The sequence below is a fragment of the Actinomyces oris genome (assembly GCF_001937445.1).
GTDB classification, from domain to species: domain Bacteria; phylum Actinomycetota; class Actinomycetes; order Actinomycetales; family Actinomycetaceae; genus Actinomyces; species Actinomyces acetigenes.
Map to the genome: position 1 here is coordinate 58,298 of NZ_MSKS01000015.1, position 19,225 is coordinate 77,522.

General features: G+C 69.5%; 16 protein-coding genes. 11 read left to right on the top strand and 5 right to left on the bottom strand.

What is annotated here, in order from left to right; all coding sequences use genetic code 11:
• Positions 1–43: 43 nt before the first annotated feature.
• Both BKH20_RS05185 and iolC read right to left on the bottom strand, forming a co-directional pair.
• Positions 44–958, bottom strand: coding sequence for a Cgl0159 family (beta/alpha)8-fold protein (locus tag BKH20_RS05185; protein ID WP_075390209.1), 915 nt, complete (start codon positions 956–958; stop codon positions 44–46).
• 10 nt (positions 959–968) lie between these two features.
• Entirely contained in the window at positions 969–2,021 is a 1,053-nt protein-coding gene (iolC, locus tag BKH20_RS05190) for a 5-dehydro-2-deoxygluconokinase (protein WP_075390210.1), read from the bottom strand.
• A gap of 228 nt (positions 2,022–2,249) precedes the next feature.
• Between iolC and BKH20_RS05195 the strand changes: the two genes are divergently transcribed.
• The 3 genes from BKH20_RS05195 to iolG all read left to right on the top strand — a co-directional run bounded on the left by BKH20_RS05195 (position 2,250) and on the right by iolG (position 5,408).
• Positions 2,250–3,002: a GntR family transcriptional regulator gene (locus BKH20_RS05195; protein WP_075390241.1), complete on the top strand. Its 753-nt coding sequence runs from the start codon at positions 2,250–2,252 to the stop codon at positions 3,000–3,002.
• A 152-nt stretch (positions 3,003–3,154) separates the two neighbouring features.
• Complete coding sequence (locus BKH20_RS05200; protein WP_075390211.1) at positions 3,155–4,231, top strand: transaldolase family protein; 1,077 nt, start codon at positions 3,155–3,157, stop codon at positions 4,229–4,231.
• A gap of 187 nt (positions 4,232–4,418) precedes the next feature.
• Positions 4,419–5,408, top strand: coding sequence for an inositol 2-dehydrogenase (iolG, locus tag BKH20_RS05205; RefSeq protein WP_075390212.1), 990 nt, complete (start codon positions 4,419–4,421; stop codon positions 5,406–5,408).
• 768 nt (positions 5,409–6,176) lie between these two features.
• Here iolG and BKH20_RS05215 read toward each other — a convergent pair.
• Positions 6,177–7,139, bottom strand: coding sequence for an aldose 1-epimerase family protein (locus BKH20_RS05215; protein ID WP_075390214.1), 963 nt, complete (start codon positions 7,137–7,139; stop codon positions 6,177–6,179).
• Between the two features lie 80 nt (positions 7,140–7,219).
• On the bottom strand, positions 7,220–8,299 hold the full coding sequence (locus BKH20_RS05220; RefSeq protein ID WP_075390215.1) for a LacI family DNA-binding transcriptional regulator: 1,080 nt from the start codon (positions 8,297–8,299) through the stop codon (positions 7,220–7,222).
• Positions 8,300–8,576: 277 nt separating this feature from the next.
• On the opposite strand from BKH20_RS05220, the gene BKH20_RS05225 reads away from it, so the two are divergent.
• The 3 genes from BKH20_RS05225 (at position 8,577) to iolE (ending at position 12,695) form a co-directional block, all read left to right on the top strand.
• Positions 8,577–9,773, top strand: a complete 1,197-nt coding sequence (locus tag BKH20_RS05225) for a Gfo/Idh/MocA family protein (RefSeq protein ID WP_075390216.1) — start codon at positions 8,577–8,579, stop codon at positions 9,771–9,773.
• 95 nt (positions 9,774–9,868) lie between these two features.
• Positions 9,869–11,524 (top strand): MFS transporter, encoded by a 1,656-nt coding sequence (locus BKH20_RS05230; protein ID WP_075390217.1) that lies wholly within the window; start codon positions 9,869–9,871, stop codon positions 11,522–11,524.
• Positions 11,525–11,768: 244 nt separating this feature from the next.
• On the top strand, positions 11,769–12,695 hold the full coding sequence (gene iolE, locus BKH20_RS05235) for a myo-inosose-2 dehydratase (RefSeq protein WP_075371596.1): 927 nt from the start codon (positions 11,769–11,771) through the stop codon (positions 12,693–12,695).
• A 4-nt stretch (positions 12,696–12,699) separates the two neighbouring features.
• Here iolE and BKH20_RS14220 read toward each other — a convergent pair whose 3' ends face one another.
• A complete protein-coding gene (locus BKH20_RS14220) occupies positions 12,700–13,131 on the bottom strand; it encodes a hypothetical protein (protein WP_178388551.1) in 432 nt (143 codons plus the stop codon).
• Between the two features lie 82 nt (positions 13,132–13,213).
• On the opposite strand from BKH20_RS14220, the gene BKH20_RS05245 reads away from it, so the two are divergent.
• The 5 genes from BKH20_RS05245 (at position 13,214) to BKH20_RS05265 (ending at position 19,147) form a co-directional block, all read left to right on the top strand.
• The gene (locus tag BKH20_RS05245) at positions 13,214–13,987 is read left to right on the top strand and encodes a sulfite exporter TauE/SafE family protein (protein ID WP_075390218.1); all 774 of its coding nucleotides are present in this window, start codon (positions 13,214–13,216) and stop codon (positions 13,985–13,987) included.
• Positions 13,988–14,165: 178 nt separating this feature from the next.
• A complete protein-coding gene (locus tag BKH20_RS05250) occupies positions 14,166–14,567 on the top strand; it encodes a hypothetical protein (RefSeq protein WP_075390219.1) in 402 nt (133 codons plus the stop codon).
• Positions 14,568–14,588: 21 nt separating this feature from the next.
• Positions 14,589–15,632, top strand: coding sequence for a PepSY-associated TM helix domain-containing protein (locus BKH20_RS05255; protein WP_075390220.1), 1,044 nt, complete (start codon positions 14,589–14,591; stop codon positions 15,630–15,632).
• Positions 15,633–15,792: 160 nt separating this feature from the next.
• Positions 15,793–17,847, top strand: coding sequence for a phosphate acetyltransferase (pta, locus tag BKH20_RS05260; RefSeq protein WP_075390221.1), 2,055 nt, complete (start codon positions 15,793–15,795; stop codon positions 17,845–17,847).
• 115 nt (positions 17,848–17,962) lie between these two features.
• Positions 17,963–19,147, top strand: coding sequence for an acetate/propionate family kinase (locus BKH20_RS05265; RefSeq protein WP_075390222.1), 1,185 nt, complete (start codon positions 17,963–17,965; stop codon positions 19,145–19,147).
• Positions 19,148–19,225 lie beyond the last annotated feature (78 nt).

Below are 19,225 nucleotides of genomic sequence, written 5' to 3' on the forward strand. Positions count from 1 at the left end.
TGCGGGCCGGGGCGGTCGGTTCGCTTGCGGGCGTATCAGGTGCTCACAGCAGGGCGACGGCGGCGTCGACGGCGGCCTCGACGTCGTCATTGCCCGGGTAGAGCAGGGAGCGGCCCACGACCAGTCCCCTGACATTGGGCAGCTCCAGGGCCGCGGCCCAGGAGGCGAGGGTGGCCTCGGGGTCGGTGGAGACCTCGCCGCCCAGGATGAGGCTGGGCAGGGAGGTGGAGGCCATGACGCGTCGCATCGAGGCGGGATCGCTGACGCAGGGCAGCTTGAGCCAGGTGTGCGCCGAGCTGCGCCCCAGCGCCTGGGCGATGCAGATCGAACAGATGACGGCCTCCTCGCTGAGGTCGTTGACGATCCGGCTGTCCTCCCACCGTGAGATGAAGGGCTCGATCATCGCGTTCAGGCCGCGCTGGGACAGGGAGTCGATGGCCTTGGCGCTGGCCTCGAGGGTGGTGGCGCTGGCGGGGTCGGCGTAGTTGATGCGGGTGAGCATCTTGCCGCCGTCGAGGTGGGAGGCCTCGATGCCCTGGGCGTCGTAGGCGCCGAAGCGGTCGTCCATCTCGAAGGAGGCCCCCTGGAGGCCGACCCGGTTCATGGAGCCCCACACGAGCTTGCCGTCCAGGGCGCCCAGGAGGGTCAGGTCCTCGATGATCTCGGCGGTTCCCAGGAACCCGTTGACGCCGGGGCGGGACAGGGCCGTCATGCAGCGTTGGAGGAGGTCCTCGCGGTCGGCCATCGCCAGTGGCCTCGCCCCCGCTCCCAGGGCTCCGCGGGCCGGGTGGTCGCAGGCGATGATCATGAGGCGCCCGGCCCCGGCCAGGTCGGCGCGGGGACGCTGGGCCAGGGCCCGACCGATACGGCCGGGGTCGGTGACCCGGATCTCGGTGACGGCGTCGGTCAGCGGCCGCGGCCCTGAGGTGGAGGCGGCAGGGATGGATGATGCGCTCATCGGGGGCTCCTCACAGGTCCGTCAGCCCCGGGGCGACCTCGTCGCGGCGGGCACGCATGAGCTCGAGCAGCTCGGGCTCGGTGGGCATGGCGGTGGAGCACTCCAGTCGCGAGGAGACGATCGCTCCTGCGGTGGAGGCGGCGAAGATGGTCTTCTCCAGCGACCAGCCCGACAGCAGGCCGTGGCAGATGGCCCCGCCGAAAGCGTCCCCGGCTCCCAGGCCGTTCTTCGTCTCCACCGAGGTCACGGGCATCTCCACCCGTTCGGTGCGGGTCTTGGCCAGCGTCCCCTCCAGGCCCTGCTTGACGATGGCCAGCTCGACGCCGGTCTCCAGGAGGGCGTCGGCGGCCCGCTCGGGGTCGCGCTCGCCGACGGCGACCTCGCACTCCTCCCGGTTGCCGATGGCCACGGTGACCTTGGGCAGGATCTTGGCGACCTCCCGGTGGGCCGTCTCCTTGTCCTTCCAGAACATGGGGCGATAGTCGAGGTCGGCGATCGTGAAGCGCCGCCGGTCGCGGGTGCCCAGGGCGGCGTGGTGGGCCGAGCGCGAGGGCTCCTTACTCAGTCCGGTCACCGAGATCCAGAAGATGGAGGCGTCGCGAATGGCCTCCAGCGGCAGGTCCTCCCAGGTCAGCTCCAGGTCGGGGGCCGAGGGCTCGCGGTAGAAGTAGAGGGGGAAGTTGTCCGGCGGGAAGATCTCGCAGAAGGTGACCGGGGTGTTGTAGGCGGCCTTGGTCACGACGTGGCGGTCGTCGACCCCCAGGCGGCGCATCTCGGTGTACACGAAGCGCCCGAAGGGGTCGTTGCCCACGCCGGTGACGACGGCGGAGCGGTGCCCGTAGCGGGCGGCGGCCACGGCCACGTTGGTGGGGCTGCCGCCCAGGAACTTGCCGAAGCTCTCCACGTCCTCCAGCCCGACGCCGACCTGGAGGGGGTAGATGTCGATGCCGCAGCGCCCGATGGTGAGCACGTCGAGCCGATTGGTGTCTCCGGCGTCTGCGGGCAGGCCCTCGGGCGCAACCGCCTCAGAGGTCTTAGTCGTTGCCGTCGTTGTCGTCGTCACGGTGATCGCGTCTCCACATCCTTGGGGCCTGCAGGCCTGCGGAAGTGCGGTCTGCGTCGGGCGTCACTGCGAAGCCTGCCCCACAGGACCGCTCCAGGTCAAGCATTTGTCAGAACATTTGAGGGGCCGGCCCTCCGCAGATCGGCGCCAGGATGACGACAGCGCGTGACATCGGCACACGGCATCCGTATGCTCAAGGCATTATCACGTCTGACACAGGCTCACCTCATGCCCGATTCACCAGCCCCTTTCGCCCTCGACATCACGATCGACCGCGACTCCAAGACGCCGCTGCACACGCAAATTTCCGAGCCGCTGGCCGCACTCATCCTTGACGGCACACTGCCTGCCGGCAGCCGCCTGGAGGACGAGCTCTCGATGGCCAAGCGGCTGAAGGTCTCCCGCCCCACGGCACGCCAGGCCCTTCAGCACCTGGTGGACCGCGGCCTGGTCAAGCGCCGTCGGGGCGTGGGCACGATCGTCTCGCCCATGCACGTCCACCGACCGATGCAGCTGACCAGCCTGCTGTCGGACCTGTCCGCGGCCGGCCACACGACCTCCACGAGCGTGCTGGACTACATCGAGCACGAGGCCGACGCCGACGACGCCGAGCACCTCGAGGTCGAGGAGGGCACCGCTGTCGTGACCTGCACCCGAATTCGCTGCGCCGACGGCGAGCCGATCGCGGTGCTGTCCAACCTCATGCCGGTGACCATCGCCCCCACCCGCGAGGAGCTGGAGTCCGAGGGCCTCTACGACCTGCTGCGCGCCCAGGACGCCGTCCCCACCACGGCCAAGCAGACCATCGGGGCCCGCAACGCCACCGCCCGCGAGGCCGAACTCCTCCACGAGCGACGCCGCGCCGCCCTCATGACCGCCACCCGTATCACCTACGACCAGTCGGGCCGCGTCATCGAGTACGGGCAGCACATCTACCGCGCCTCGCGCTACACCTTCGAGACCTCACTGTTCTCCAGCTAGCCCTCGCCCCGGCACGGGGTCACCACCGTTCCCAGGAATCTTTGTCCTGACATTTTATTGACAGATGCCGTCGAGCGCACTTCAATAGGGGTTACCGGACCGCGGCTGCAAGGACGCCTGCGCGGATGAACCCGAAAGAGAGCACAGAACCGATGAGCATCGACTACACCCCCGGCCCCCTCCTCGACGCCGCCCGTAACACGCCCACCGCACTGTGGAACGACTCGGCCGACCCCGACGAGCTGCGTCAGTCCATCTCCTTCGGCGGTGTGGGCGCCACCTGCAACCCCACCATCGCCTACACCTGCATCAACCAGCGCAAGGACATGTGGCTCCCCCGCATCGCCGAGCTGGCCGAGGAGATGCCCGAGGCCACCGAGTCCGAGATTGGCTGGCAGGTCGTGCGAGAGATGAGCGTCGAGGCCGCCACGCTGCTCGAGCCCATCTTCGAGGAGCACAAGGGGCGCAACGGCCGCCTGTCGATGCAGACCGACCCGCGCCTGGCCCGCAGCGCCAAGGCCCTGGCCGACCAGGCCGAGGAGTTCTCCAACCTGGCCAAGAACATCATCGTCAAGATCCCCGCCACCTCCGTGGGTGTCAAGGCCATTGAGGACGCCACCTACCGGGGCGTGTCGGTCAACGTCACCGTCTCCTTCTCCGTGCCCCAGGCCGTGGCCACCGGTGAGGCCATCGAGCGCGGTCTCAAGCGCCGCGAGGCCGAGGGCAAGGACGTCTCCACCATGGGCCCGGTCGTCACCCTCATGGGCGGCCGCCTGGACGACTGGCTCAAGATCGTGGCCAAGCGGGACAAGCTCTTCATCGACCCCGGCCACCTGGAGTGGGGTGGCGTGGCCGCCCTCAAGCGCGCCTACCAGGAGTTCCAGGCCCGTGGCCTGCGCGCCCGCGTGCTGTCGGCCGCCTTCCGCAACGTGCTGCAGTGGTCCGAACTGGTCGGCGGCGACCTGGTCGTCTCCCCGCCCTTCGCCTGGCAGAAGCTCATCAACGACTCCGGCTACAAGGTCGTCGAGCGTATCAACGAGCCCGTGGCACCTGAGATCATGGAGACGCTCTTGTCGATCCCGGAGTTCGTGCGCGCCTACGAGCCCGACGGCATGACGCCCGAGGAGTTCGACACCTTCGGCGCGACCCGCCGCACCCTGCGCGGATTCCTCCAGGCCGACGCCGACCTGGACGCCCTGGTGCGCGACGTCATCATGCCCCAGCCCTGATCGGCTCCGCTCAGGCCCGTCCGGGTCCCGGTGGGGGCCCGGACGCCCGCGGCGGCACCCGCCACCGGGCGGGTCCACGGCATGTTCGGACACGTCTACACGTTCTGCGCCGCCGAACCGCCCACCCCACCACTTTCCGCAGTTCAGACACCGATCCACACCCCACTCACACGCAGAAGGAGCAAGGATGCTCTCCATCGCCGTCATCGGCGCCGGCCGCATCGGTCACGTCCACGCCAAGACCATCGCCGCCCACCCCCAGGCCGAGCTCGCCCTGGTCTGCGACCCCTTCGAGGACGCGGCCGAGAAGCTCGCCGCCACCTACGGCGCCCGGTCCTGCAAGGACGCCGAGGAGGTCTTCGCCGACCCCCAGATCGACGCCGTCATCGTCGGCTCCCCCACGCCGCTGCACATCCCCCACCTGCTGGCCGCCGCCAAGGCGGGCAAGGCGGTGCTGTGCGAGAAGCCGATCGCCCTGGACATGAAGGACGTCGAGGCCGCCCAGGCCGAGCTCGACGCCGTCAAGGTCCCCGTCATGTTCGGCTTCAACCGCCGTTTCGACCCCAGCTTCGCCGCCGCCCGCGCTGCGGTCGAGGCCGGCAAGATCGGTGACATCGAGCAGCTGACCATCATCAGCCGCGACCCGGCGGCCCCGCCGGCGGAGTACATCAAGGTCTCTGGCGGCATCTTCCGCGACATGACCATTCACGACTTCGACACCGCCCGCTTCTTCCTGGGTGAGATCGAGGAGGTCTACGCCGCCGGGCAGAACCTCGACCCGGCCCTGAAGGACACCGGCGACTTCGACGCCGCCGTCGTCACCCTCAAGGCCGCCTCGGGCGCCGTGGCCACGATCATCAACAACCGCCACTGCTCCTCCGGCTACGACCAGCGCCTCGAGGCCTCGGGCCGCGAGGGCGCCCTGTTCGCCGAGAACATCCGCGCCACCACGGTGCGCCTGTCCAACGGCGAGGTCACCGACGCCCAGGAGCCCTACCTCGACTTCTTCCTGGAGCGCTACGCCGACGCCTACCGCATCGAGCTGAGCGCCTTCATCGAGGCCGTCGAGGCCGGCACCACGCCTCCCACCGGTATCGGGGACGCCATCGCGGCTCTGCGCCTGGCCGAGGCCGCCACGGAGTCGGCCCACTCCGGGCAGCCGGTGCGCCTGAGCTGAGCGCCGGCTCGCCACTCTGACGCGCGGTGGGCGTCGTCGAGCATTCCGCCTCGACGACGCCCACCTGCGTTCTCAGCGCCTGCAGGGCCGTTGCGGGCCCGGCAGGCCGCTGTGTTGTCTCATGGTCTCCGAGAGCCTCGGGGCCATGACACCTCACGACACCGGCGCGGCGGGCCTGATGACCGTTGCTCGCTGTGCTGGCCGGGCTGGTTCGGCTGCTCGCAGCTGCTGGGATGGCGCCCGGCCTGTACTGCACGAGGGTCGGGATCCACTGGAGGAGGGTCGGGGGCACTCCAGGTAGGTGGGGCCTTCGTGCAGTACGCACAACCCCCGGCCAGTAGATCCCCACCCTCGTGGAGTAGACCGACCCGGGCGGGTGCGGGCCGGAGCCGGTGTGCGTCGGCGCCACCGGCCCCCGGACGGGAGTCGGAAGAGGTCTGGCTGGGGAAGGTGAAGCCAGCATCGGGGTGAGAGCGTTCGGCACGACCGCCAAGGCCCCGCGCCGGCAGCCCAGTGTCCACAGCGCTGACATTAACGAGACCGACGTCGACGCGCCCAGTGGAGATCGTTGGAATGCTGCGATTTCTCCTCGGCGTGCGGCGGCGGCGCGGGGTTGATGTCAGCACCATGGACACCCCCAACCCCACCAGCCCCCTTCGGCCCCGCCGTCAGCTCCGGGACAACCGTCCCGGCCCCGCGCTCCCACCTGAGCGAGCGCCTCAGACGTGAGGAGAGACAAGGCGTCCTCGGCCCAGAACGCTTGCGCGCTCAGTCCTGCTCGTAGAGGCGGTAGGTGAAGGAGTGGGACTGCCCCACTGCCAGGGCGATGAGGTCCTCCCCGCTGTTGAAGGCGTTGGGCGGGCAGGTCATGGGCTCAATGGCCACGCCGGGCCGGGAGAGCTCGTCGGCGGTGTAGGCCTGCACCCAGGGGACGTCCGAGCTCATGACGACGGCGCGGTTGCCCTGCCCGCCGCGCAGGCTCACCTCCCAGGTGCCCCCGGGCAGGGCGGTGTAGGCGTTGTCCGTCTGGGTGGCCCCGACGAGCCGGCCGCCCCGCCAGTCCCAGTCGGTGCCTTCCACGCTGCGCCGGCGCGTGGGCGCCATGTGCTCGTCGACGTCGAGGACCTCGGCAGCCGGGATCGTCAGGACGCAGTCGTCCAGGGGCACCGAGCGCGTCAGGTAGGGGTGGCAGGAGACGCCGTAGGGAGCGGGGGCGGGCTCGCCCTCGGCCTCCGGCGCACCGGGCACCGGCGGGGCGGGCCGGGCCGCACCGACATTGGTGGCAGTCACCGTGACGCTCAGCCCGCGCTCGGCGTCGAGCTCGAAGCAGGCGCTGGCCTCCAGGCTCCAGGGGTAGCCGTAGGAGGCCAGCAGGCTCAGCTCCAGGACGACCCGGCGGCGGGGGGCGCCGTCGTCGGGGCCGGAGGGGTCGTCATCAGCGACCTGCCAGTCCATCCAACCGGCCAGGCCGTGGAGGGCCGAGCCGCTGGCCGGCTCGTTGCAGCCCACGAGGAACTCGGTGCCCGCGTAGTCGTAGCGGGACCCGGCGATGCGGTTGGCCCACGGCAGCAGGGTCTTGCCCTGCCAGCCGGCGGGCAGCGTCGCCTCGGCGTCGAAGGGCATGATGAGGTCACGCCCCTGGCGGCGCAGGTGGACGAGCATGGCGCCCGACGAGGCGATACGCGCCTCGTAGTCGCCGGCGACCAGGTCGATGAGTTCTCCGTTAATCATGGTTCCTGTCCCAGTGTGCGGGGCGTGCGCCCCTCGGTTGTGGCTTCCTCGGTGAGGCTCACCGTAGGCCTCGCGCCGTATCAGGCCCGGGCCGTGTCCCGGCGCTCGCCCGGCGGGGCCGTTGTGTCGCGGACGACAAGCTCGGGGACCACCCGGTAGAGACGGCCTCCCAGAGGCCGGTCCTCACCGGCGACCTCCGCCGGGATATGGCCGTCCTGGTCCGGGTGCATCCGGGCCAGCAGCGCCCGTACCGCGACCTCGGCGATGAGGCCGGCGTCCTGGCGCACCGTGGTCAGGGAGAAGGCCGAGGCCGCCGTGACCGGGATGTCGTCGTAACCGGTGACGGCCAGGTCCTGCGGCACCCTCAGCCCTTGGCGGCGCAGCTCCATGAGGGCTCCGACGGCGCAGTGGTCGTTGAAGCACAGGAGCGCCTCGGGCAGCTCGTCGGCCTCGATGAGGTGGTGGACCGCCCTGGCCCCGCTGTCCTCGTCGCCTCCCCCGGGCACCACCCGGGCACTGTCCGTCAGCCCGCGCCGCTCCATGGCCTGGCCGAAGCGCTCGATCCGTCGCCCTGCGGCGGCCTCTCCCCCGCCGTCCACATGGGTGATGCGGCGGCGCCCGGTGTCGACCAGGTGATCGACGAGCAGCTGGAAGCCGACGTCGTCACGGGAGTGGACCTCATCAACGTCCACCAGATCGGTACTGGTGCCGATGAGGACCGCCGGCGGACGGTCCGCGATTCCGGCCAGGGCGCCCACGGAGAGGTCGGGGTCGACCAGGATGAGGCCCTCGCAGCGCTGGAGCAGCAGCGAGCGCAGCCCGTCGGCCACATCGCGGTGCGGGGTGGAGGTGGCCAGCACCAGCGCGTGATCCAGGGCGGAGGCCGCCTGGAAGAGCCCGTCCACGATGAGCCCCTGGTAGGCCTGCCCGATGGCGAAGCTGGCGCCGATGAGCCCGGTGTGGCTGCGGCGCAGGAACTGGGCGCGCGGATCCGCCTGGTAGCCGAGCTCGGTGGCGATGCTCAGGATCTCGCCACGGGTCCTCTCGGCGACGCCGTCGGAGCCGTTGAGAGCCGCCGAGACGGTGGAGATGGAACGACCGGCGCGCTCGGCGACAGTCCTGATCGTGACCCGCCCACCTCGTCCTCGAGGTCCTTTCACGGCAGACGTCTCCCTTTCCACACCGTTGTGCCTCACGGACCGGCATGATCCGCGGGAGCCGGAGTCCATCCTTGAACACCGGTTGAGCGCATCCTATCCGACCACACCGGTGAGCATGTAGACCCGGCCACTGCGGTCATCTGACCTCACCCCCTCTTGTCAGGACAAAGTTGCTCTGCTATCTTCCTGTGACGTCATTAACGACGAGTGTTTCCCGGGGCTTCCGGACACACCTCCACACACGCAGCAGCCGACAGTGTCGTCGGAAAGGACCGTAATGACCGACAAGAAAGTACTGGGTATCGGAGTCATCTCCCTGGGGTGGATGGGACGGCTTCATGCCCGCAGCTACCGTGCCATCGCTGAGCGCTTCCCCGAGCTGGGCGTGGCTCCGCGCCTGGTCGCGGCCGCGGACCCCGTGGACGAGGTGCGCCAGGAGGCAGTGGATAACCTGGGCTTCGAGCGCGCCTACGCCGACTACCGCGACCTGCTGGCCGACCCCGAGGTGGAGGCCGTCTCCATCTGCGCCCCCAACTTCCTCCACCACGAGATGGCCCTGGCGGCCGTCGAGGCCGGCAAACCCTTCTGGATCGAGAAGCCCATGGGGGTCAGCGCCGAGCAGTCCCGGCAGATCGCCCAGGCCGCCGAGAAGGCGGACCTCGTCACCGCCGTCGGCTTCAACTACCGCCACACCCCGGCCATCGAGTACCTGCGCTCCCTGGTGCGCGGAGGCGAACTGGGCCGGATCACGAACGTGCGCGTGTGGTTCATCGCCGACTACAACTCCTCCCCCATGGGGCCCCTGACCTGGCGGGCCTCGAAGGAGAAGGCCGGGGCCGGCGTCGTACCCGACCTCATGAGTCACGGGGCGGACCTGGCCCAGTACATCGTGGGGCGCATCGCCTCGGTCACCGCGATCACCGACACCTTCATCACCGAGCGCCCCATCCCCACCAAGATGGGCATCGGCCACTCGGGCTTCGAGATCGGCGACGAGGTCGGCCCGGTGGAGAACGAGGACTACGTCTCCATGCTCGTGCGCTTCGAGAACGGCACCGTGGGCACCATGGAGTCCTCCCGCGTCAGCGTGGGACCGCGCGCCGAGTACGTCGTCGAGGTCTACGGTACGAAGGGCTCGGCCCGCTGGAACTTCGAGCGCCTCAACGAGCTGGAGATCTGCCCCGTGCTCAACGGCGGCGCCTCCCACGGCTACACCCGCGCCATGGCCGGCCCCCAGTGGGGTCAGTGGCAGCGCTTCCAGCCCGCCATCGGCACCTCCATGGGCTTTGACGACATGAAGGCCATCGAGGCCGCGCAGTTCATCGAGTCCATCCTCACCGGCAAGCAGGTGGCCCCCTCGGCCGCCGACGCCTGGTGCGCCGCGGAGGTCGACGAGGCCGTCGTCGCCTCAGCGGCCGACGGCCAGTGGCACGAGGTCCCCCGCGTCGAGGGACGCACCACCTTCGATGTCTGAGCCGTCTCACACCTCACTTTTCTCTTCACTCCACCACCCACCCACCACAATGATCCCTGCGGCATCGTTGCCGCAGGACTGAGAGGAGACCCCCTATGTCTCAGGGAGTCACGACGTCCCTGCGTGGACTCACCAGGGAAGAGCTCACCAAGGCGGTGGCCGAGACGCCGCCTTCGGGCAAGCATCGCGGCGTCGTCGCCATCGCCGCCGTGGCCACGCTCGGCTCACTGCTCTTCGGCTACGACACCGGCGTCATCTCCGGCGCCCTGCCGTACATGTACATGCCCTTCGACGCCAGGGGCCTCCAGCTGACCTCCTTCCAGGAGGGCGCCATCGGCGGCACCCTGCTGGTCGGCGCGGCGCTGGGCGCGCTGCTGGGCGGCCTCATGTCGGACCGCTGGGGCCGGCGCCACAACATCACCGTCCTGGCCTTCCTGTTCTTCGCCGGCGCGATCGGCACCACCATCGCCCCCAACGTCTGGGTCATGTACCCCTTCCGTATCGTCCTGGGCTTCGCCGTCGGAGCCGCCTCCGCGACGGTCCCCGTCTACCTGGCGGAGACGGCCCCCAAACGCATCCGCGGCTCCATCGTGGCCATCGACCAGCTCATGATCGTCACCGGCCAGCTGCTCGCCTTCTCGATGAACGCCATCATCAACTCCCTCCAGGGCGGCCCAAGGATCACCATCGCCGAGGACCCCAGCGGGCACTTCACCCCGGGCCAGTACGTCTTCGACGAGATCGCCAAGCTCCAGTCCTCCAAGGGCGGCCCGATGAACGCGGAGCAGTACCACGCCTTCCTCGACCAGCTCAGCATCAGCGCCGGTAACGGCGAGGCCTGGCGCTACATGCTGGTCCTGTGCTCCATCCCGGCCGTGGCCCTGTGGATCGGTATCCGCCTCATGCCCGAGTCCTCGCGCTGGTACCTGGCCAAGGAGCGTCTCTACGACGCCATCGGCGCCCTCAAGCGCGTACGCGTCCCGGAGAAGGACGGCGCCATCGAGGACGAGATCATGGAGATGGTCGAGGCCCGCCAGCACGAGAAGGACGAGGAGTCCCAGCGCAAGGGCTTCAGCCACGTCATGGCCACGCCCTGGCTGCGCAAGCTGCTGCTGGTCGGCATCTTCCTGGCCGTGGTCAACCAGACCACAGGTGTCAACACCGTCATGTACTACGCCCCCAAGGTGCTGGAGTACGCCGGCATGTCCACCTCGGCCTCCATCACCGCACAGGTGGCCAACGGCGTCATGTCGGTCATCGGCTCCGCCATCGGCATCTGGCTCATCCTGAAGTTCCGGCGCCGCCAGGTCCTCATCGGCGACGTCATCGGCGTGGGCGTCACCCTGCTGGGCATCGCGGCGACCTTCCAGTTCTTCATCGCCCCGCACATGGCCAACCACACCACTCCGCCCACCTGGGCCGCCTACCTCATCCTGGGGCTCATGTCGGTCTTCATGCTCATCGTGCAGTCCTCCAACGGCACGATCGTGTGGACGATGATGGGTGAGATCTTCCCGGCCAACGTCCGCGGCATCATGAACGGCACGGCGATCTTCTGCATGTGGACCGCCAACGCCATCATCACCTGGACCTTCCCGCCCATGATGGAGACCCTGGGCGGCGGCATCACCTACACCATCTACGGCGTGCTCAACCTGGTCGTCGCCGTCGTCCTGTTCAAGATCATGCCGGAGACCAAGGACAAGTCCCTGGAGGAGATCGAGGTCGAGATGGAGAAGCTCTACTCCTGACCCCTCCCCCAGCACACGCGCTCCCGGGAGGACCCGAGAAGGGCTTATCAGGACAAAGTCCTGTTGCTAGGTTCGAGGCACGGGCCCACCGCCCGGCACCGACGCCGGCACCCTCCTCCCGGGAGCGCACCACTGGCGGGCCCGAGCCGACGGCGCAGCAGCCGACGGCGCATCGCCGCCACCTCACCGCACCCATTCCACTGACCACCTCCCACCACCACCCGAGCGAGAACACGGAGCAACGATGTCCTTCACCCTCGACCCCGCAACCGCCATCTCCGACCCCCACGGCATCTCCTGGGGCATGCACCCGATCACCTGGCGCAACGACGACATCCCCGAGGTCGGCGCCTTCAACACCCTGGAGGACATGCTCCTGGACCTGGCCGACACCGGCTACGCGGGCACCGAGTGCGCCGGCTTCTTCCCGCCCAAGGAGGAGGTCAAGGCCTCCGCCGAGGCCCGCGGCATCAAGATCGTCGCCCAGTGGTTCTCCTCCTTCATCCTGCGCGACGGCGTCGAGGCCGTCATCCCCGACTTCGAGGCCACCTGCGCCTACCTGGAGTACCTGGGTGCCACTCGCGTCGTCGTCTCCGAGCAGACCGGCTCGGTCCAGGGCATCCGCGACGTCTGCATCTTCACCAACAAGCCGGTGCTCACCGAGGAGCAGTGGCCGGTGCTGGCCGAGGGCCTGGGCCGCCTGGGCGACGTCGCCCACGCCCACGGCCTGGAGCTCGTCTACCACCACCACCTGGGCACGGTCATCCAGACCAAGGAGGAGACCATCCGCCTCATGGAGCTGACCGACCCGGCCAAGGTCTCCCTCCTGTTCGACACCGGCCACGCCTACGTGGGCGACGGCGACGTCATGGGCCTGCTGGAGGCCACCATCGACCGCGTCAAGCACGTCCACTTCAAGGACGTGCGCCCTGAGAAGATGGCGGAGTCCAAGGCGGCCGAGCGCTCCTTCCTCGACTCCTTCCTGGCCGGCATGTTCACCGTCCCCGGCGACGGCACGATCGACTTCACCGTCCCCTACAAGTTCCTCGTGGACCACGGCTACTCCGACTGGATCCTGGTGGAGGCCGAGCAGGACCCGGCCATCGCCAACCCGCTGGAGTACGCCCGCAAGGCGCGCGCCTACCTTGAGGGAACCCTCTTCAAGGCCTGAGACGTCACGGGGCTCGCACGGACTCCCCCTCCGGGTCGGCCCCACCGGCTGACGCCTCACCTCGACACTCCCGACCAGTGATGGTCGGGAGCGTCGTCGTTCCCGGGGTGCCGAAGGACACCGGCCGGGGCGGGCCGCGGTCTCGATCCTGTCGTTTGGCACCGGAGCCGCGGCCCTGGGGCTGCTTCACGGGATCGGACTGACGACCCAGCGCACCGCGTTTGTGGACCACCTGCTCACCGCGACCCTGCCCGCGGCGGGGCTCATCGTCCTCGGCATCGTCGGACTCGCCGCACTGCTGCGCACCGCTGACACTGCCGGTCAACCTGTAGCCTGCGCAGTACTCGGGCACCGATGCGAGCACGCCCCAGCTGGACAGCCCCGAAGCAGTGAAGTCCTCCCGCTTCGCCGCCACTCGGCTCTGAGCAGACCCCATCGGTCCTCGCCGTCGACGTCCATGCATTAGTCTGGACAAAGTTCACACCAGACTCCGATTCTTCTCACCGCTGAGAGGTCCCGTGCTCCCCACCTTGACCGCAACCGCCTGGATCCTGCTCGCGGTCGTGGCGGCCCTGTGCGGCGTCGCCAAGACCGCCCTGCCCGGGGCGGCCACCATCGCCGTGGCCCTGTGCACCGCGGCGCTGCCGGCCAAGGAGTCCACCGGCGCCATCCTGCTCATGCTCATGACCGGCGACCTGCTGGCCGTGTGGAGCTACCGCCGCGACGCGGACTTCCGCATGCTGCGCAGACTCGTCCCAGCGGTCCTGACCGGCGTCGGCGCCGGCGCCCTGTTCCTGCACCTGGCCTCCAACGACTCCACTCGCCGTCTCATCGGCGCCATCCTGCTGATCCTGGTCGCCATCACGCTGTACCAGCGCCGCTCGGCCACCAGGGGCGGGGCCGCCGGCACACCCGGGGAGGCCCTCCCGACCCCAGCCGGCAGCCGGCTGGCCCGCTTGGTCTACGGCAGCCTGGCCGGCTTCACCACGATGGTCGCCAACGCCGGCGGACCGGTGACCTCCATGTACTTCCTGGCCTGCCGCTATCCGGTCAAGGCATTCCTGGGGACGACGGCCTGGTTCTTCTTCCTGGTCAACCTGGTCAAGCTGCCCTTCTCCGTCTCAGCCGGCCTGGTCAACCCCACGACCCTGTCACTGGCAGCGGTCGCCGCACCGGTCGTCATCGCCTCGGCCCTGGCCGGTCGACGCCTCGCCGAGCACATGGATCAGCGGGTCTTCGAGCCGATCATCATCGCGCTGACCATCATCTCCGCGCTGCCCCTGCTGCGCTAGCGCCGGCCATCTCCGAGCCACAGCCGGAACACAGCCGGGACACCCCATATTTCTCCGGCCTACAGTACAGGGCCCTCCCAGCAGTTATTTCCCTCAAAGGCGCCTGCCTGACATCACACCACCCGCCTACGACGGAGCGTTGACGCGATTTATCCTGACCGTTACCGTATTGGTCAGTATGAAAAGTACTGCGAGTATTGATTATGTTGACGTTTCGCCCGGTGGGGAGACCGGAGACGACGTCGACGCTGTCGCACCCGCGACGCCCGCCCCTCTCGATCAGGACGACGCAGCCTCTCCCCTCCTGGTCAGCGCCGATATCCACGCCGTCATGCTGGGACTGTGGGCCTCGGGCCTCAGGTGCGTCATCGTCTACGCCCTGGCTCCCGCCATAGGCGCCGCCGGCCCCCTCGCCGTCGGCACCGCCCTGGTCATTCAGGTCGCGGGCGCCGCCATCAGCGTCAGCGGCGCCCGCGACCTGTGGCGGCGGCGCGAGCGTGGATACTGCGTCTACGCCCTCATCGCGGTCCTCGCCTGCCTGTGCGCCGCGGCCGCCCTGCTGGCCCCCGCGGGGTCCTGACCCTCCCCGATGAAGACTGCCATGGATCCCACGGCCGAGCCCCTCCCCTCCCCGCCCTCCCGCACCTGCCGGGCGATGGCGCTCGTGCGCCGTTGGCTGTCAGCGGCAACCGGCCTGGGGATGCTGGTCATTACTCTCAGCGGCATGCTCCTGCCGCACCAGGCGGAGATCCTGCGCTCGTTGAACCCAACCGCCTCCACCCCCGACGCCAGCCCCGGCCAGGTCTCGTTGCCCCAGGCGGTCGAGACGATCAAGAACGGCCATCCCGACGAGCCCGTCCTGTCAGCGACGCGGAACACCGACGTCGTCGAGGTGCGGACCGAGCAGGCCATCTACGCGGTCGATTCCTCCACCGGGCACGAGATCAGCAGGGCGTCGGCGACCCCGACCTGGGTCTCCGTCCTGGACAATCTGCACCACTGCCTGCTGTCCTGCCAGGGGCCCGGCCACGTGCACTGGATGTCCCAGGAGATCCCCCACACCGGCTGGTGGGCCGGCCGCCGGGGTCTGACCGTCGGGGGGCTGGTCGTGGCCACCTCTGGCGTGGTCCTCGCGGTCCTGACCGTCAGCGGGCTGCGCACGTGGTGGCCGTTGCAGCGCTATCGGCGCACCGCCCTGTCCGCCCGTTGGCGCGCCCGGCGCCTCTCCAGGGACACCGATCTGCTCAAAGCGGCTGGGCTGGTCCTCCTTCCCCTGCTGTTCCTGTGGGGTTACTACGCCAGCGTGTTCAGCATCCGCCCCACCCAACCGGCTGCCTCCGTGCCCATGAGCGGATACCAGTCCCCGACGGAACCGACCAGCACGGGCCGGGCTCAGGACATCGGGCCGCAGCGCGCCGTCGCCGTCGCTCAGGAGGCCGGTGGAGGGCAGGCCGTCGCCCTGTTCCTTCCCCAGCCGGGAGACCCGTCGTCGACCTACACGATCTGGGTCTCGCAGGAAGAGGGACTCACCCCCCGGCAGTCCCACAGCAACGTCACGGTAACCGTCGACCCCGGCACCGGGCGGGCGACGGTCCCCTCCACGCCCGGTCGCGGTCCGACCGCTCGGACGGGCAAGTACCTATGACACCCGTACCAGCCCCTGAGTATGTGCCCGTTCCCACATCACAAGACGGATGGAGAACGGGCCTTTGGTCGCAGATGACCCGCAGGTGGGGGCACAATCGGACCCGTACGGCACCGGAATGAGCCGGCGCCCCTGACTGACAACGCGAGAAGGACCTAACGTGGCGCGCAGTATCTACATCGCCTCACCCAACGCCGGAACCGGGAAGTCAACGGTGGCCCTCGGGCTGGTCTCCTGCCTGACCAAGGTGGTCGCCAAGGTCGGCGTCTTCCGCCCCTTCGTGGAGAGCCGTGAGGGCGATGCCTTCCTCAGCCTCCTGCTGAACCGTGCCGGCTCCACCACGCCCGCCGAGCAGTGCGTCGGCGCGACCTGGGACGAGTTCCACGCCGACCCCGAGGAGGCCCTGGCACGCATCGTCGACGCCTACCGGGCCCTGGCGCGCGAGCACGACGTCGTCATCATCGACGGCTCGGACTTCACCGACGTCGCCGGTAACCCCGAACTGGCCCTCAACGCCCGGGTGGCGGCCAACATCGGCGTCCCGGTGCTGCTGGTGGTCTCCGGGCAGAATGACGTGGAGGACGTCGTCGCCTCCGTGGAGGTCTCCATGGCCGAGATCGCCGACAACCACGCCCGCACCGTCGCGGTCGTGGCCAACAAGTGCCTGCCAGAGACCCGCCAGGCCGTCGGCGAGGCACTGACCGCCATCGAGGGCATCACCTCCACCACGCTGCCCGAGGTGCCGCTGCTGGCGGCCCCGGTGGTGCGCGAGGTGCTCGACGCCGTCGAGGGCACTCTCATCGCCGGTGACGAGACGCTGCTCGACCGCGAGGCCGAGTCCGTCCTCGTGTGCGCCATGGACGTCTCCCACGTCCTGGAGCGCCTGACCGCGGGCCAGCTCGCCATCGTCCCGGCCGACCGCTCCGCCATGCTCATCTCCCTCATGGCGGCCCAGGCCTCCTCGAGCTTCCCGATCCTGTCGGGTCTCATCCTCAACGGCGGCTTCGAGGTGGCGCCCCACGCGCTGCGCCTCCTGGAGGGGCTGGACGTCAACATCCCGGTCATCACCTCCCCGCTGGACACCTTCACCGCCGCCTCCGCGGCCGGCTCCCTGCAGGGCCTGCTCGCCCACGGCTCCGAGCGCAAGATCGACGTCGCCGTGACCACCTTCGAGCAGGAGGCCGACGTCGAGGCCCTCCTGTCGGCCCTGGAGGTCGAGCCCTCCGAGGTCGTCACCCCCATCATGTTCCAGGCCGAGCTGGTGGAGCGCTCACGCGCCAACCGCAAGACGATCGTCCTGCCCGAGCCCGACGACGACCGGGTCCTGCGGGCCGCCGACGCCATCCTGCGCCGCGGCATCGCCGACCTGGTGCTGCTGGGCGACGAGACCACGGTGCGGGCCCGCGCCACCGAGCTGGGCCTGGACATCGCCGCCGCCCGGGTTGTCGCCACCGACGACCCCGAGCTGCTGGAGAAGTACGCCGAGGAGTTCGCCCGCCTGCGCGCCAAGAAGGGCGTCACCCTGGAGCAGGCCCGCGAGAAGGTCCAGGACGTGTCCTACTTCGGCACGATGATGGTCCACATGGGAGACGCCGACGGCATGGTCTCGGGCGCCGCCCACACCACCGCCCACACGATCGTCCCCTCCTTCCAGATCATCAAGACCAAGCCGGGGACCTCCATCGTCTCCTCGGTCTTCCTCATGCTCCTGCAGGACCGGGTGCTCGTCTACGGCGACTGCGCCGTCAACCCCGAGCCCAACGCCGCCGAGCTGGCCGACATCGCCATCTCCTCGGCCGCCACGGCCCGCCAGTTCGGCGTCGAGCCGCGCGTGGCGATGCTGTCCTTCTCCACCGGGACCTCTGGCAAGGGCGCGGACGTGGACAAGGTCCGTGAGGCCACCGAGCTGGTGCGGGCCAAGGAGCCCGACCTCGCCGTCGAGGGCCCCATCCAGTACGACGCCGCCATCGACCCGACCGTGGCCGCCAAAAAGGCCCCGGACTCGCTCGTGGCCGGGCGGGCCAACGTCTTCATCTTCCCGGACCTGTCCAGCGGCAACATCGGCTACAAGGCGGTCCAGCGCTCCTCGGGTGCCATCGCCATCGGCCCGGTCCTCCAGGGTCTCAACAAGCCGGTCAACGACCTCTCGCGCGGCGCCCTGGTGGAGGACATCATCAACACCGTCGCCATCACCGCCGTCCAGGCCCAGGGCTGAGCCCTCCAGCGGCGTGGGACCGGGACCCGGCCCCACGCCGCTGAGGCTCACCCGGGACCCTCATCAGTCATCCAGTCCCCCGCATTCATCCCCGACCGTTCTTGAAAGGCACCCCGTGACTCAGCGCACCGTCCTCGTTATCAACTCCGGCTCCTCCTCCATCAAGTACCAGCTGGTCGACCCCGACTCGGGCGCCTCGCTCGCCTCCGGCCTGGTGGAGCGCATCGGCGAAGAGACCGGCGCCATCACCCACAAGCACGGCGAGGAGCGCACCGAGATCACCGAGCCGGTCCCCGACCACGGCTTCGGCCTGTCCGAGGTGCTGCGCCTGTTCGAGGAGCAGGGCCCCTCACTGGCCGACGCCCACATCGTGGCCGTGGGCCACCGGGTCGTCCAGGGCGGGCGCTACTTCTCCGGCCCGGCCCTCATCGACGACGACGTCGTGGCCCGGATCGAGCAGCTCGTGCCGCTGGGCCCGCTGCACAACCCCGCCCACCTCAAGGGCATCGAGGTGGGGCGCCGCCTCCTGTCCGACGTGCCGCACGTGGCCGTCTTCGACACCGCCTTCTTCCAGGACCTGCCCGAGGAGGCCGCCCGCTACGCCCTGGACCGCGAGGTCGCCGACACCTACTCCATCCGCCGCTACGGGGCTCACGGCACCAGCCACCAGTTCGTCTCCGGGGCGGTCTCCGAGTTCCTGGGGCGCGACGACCTCAAGCAGGTCGTCCTGCACCTGGGCAACGGGGCCTCGGCCTCGGCGGTCGTGGCCGGGCACGCCGTGGACACCTCCATGGGCCTGACCCCGCTGGAGGGCCTGGTCATGGGTGGGCGCACCGGTGACATCGACCCGGCCGCCGTCTTCCACCTGGCGCGGGTGGCCGGCATGTCCATCGACGAGATCGACCACCTGTTCAACCGCGGCTCGGGCATGAAGGGCCTGGCCGGGGACAACGACATGCGCGAGGTGTGGAAGCGCATCGGTGCCGGTGAGCAGGAGGCCCGCGAGGCCATGGACATCTACCTGCACCGCCTCGTGAAGTACGTGGGGGCCTACACCGCCGTCATGGGTGGCCTGGACGCCCTGACCTTCACCGCCGGTATCGGTGAGAACGACGCGGACCTGCGCCGTGAGCTCGGCGAGCGCCTGGGCTTCATGGGTGTCAAGATCGACCAGGGGGTCAACGAGACCCGCTCCGGCGAGCCGCGCGTCATCTCCGCCCCAGACTCGAAGGTCACGGTGCTCGTGGTGCCCACCAACGAGGAGCTCGCCATTGCGCGCCAGGCACTCACTCTCATCTGAGCCGCTCCCGGTAGTGCGCACAAGAGTCTGACGCCCAGTACTGCCGGACCCAGACACCGTCGTCGCGTTCGTACCTTA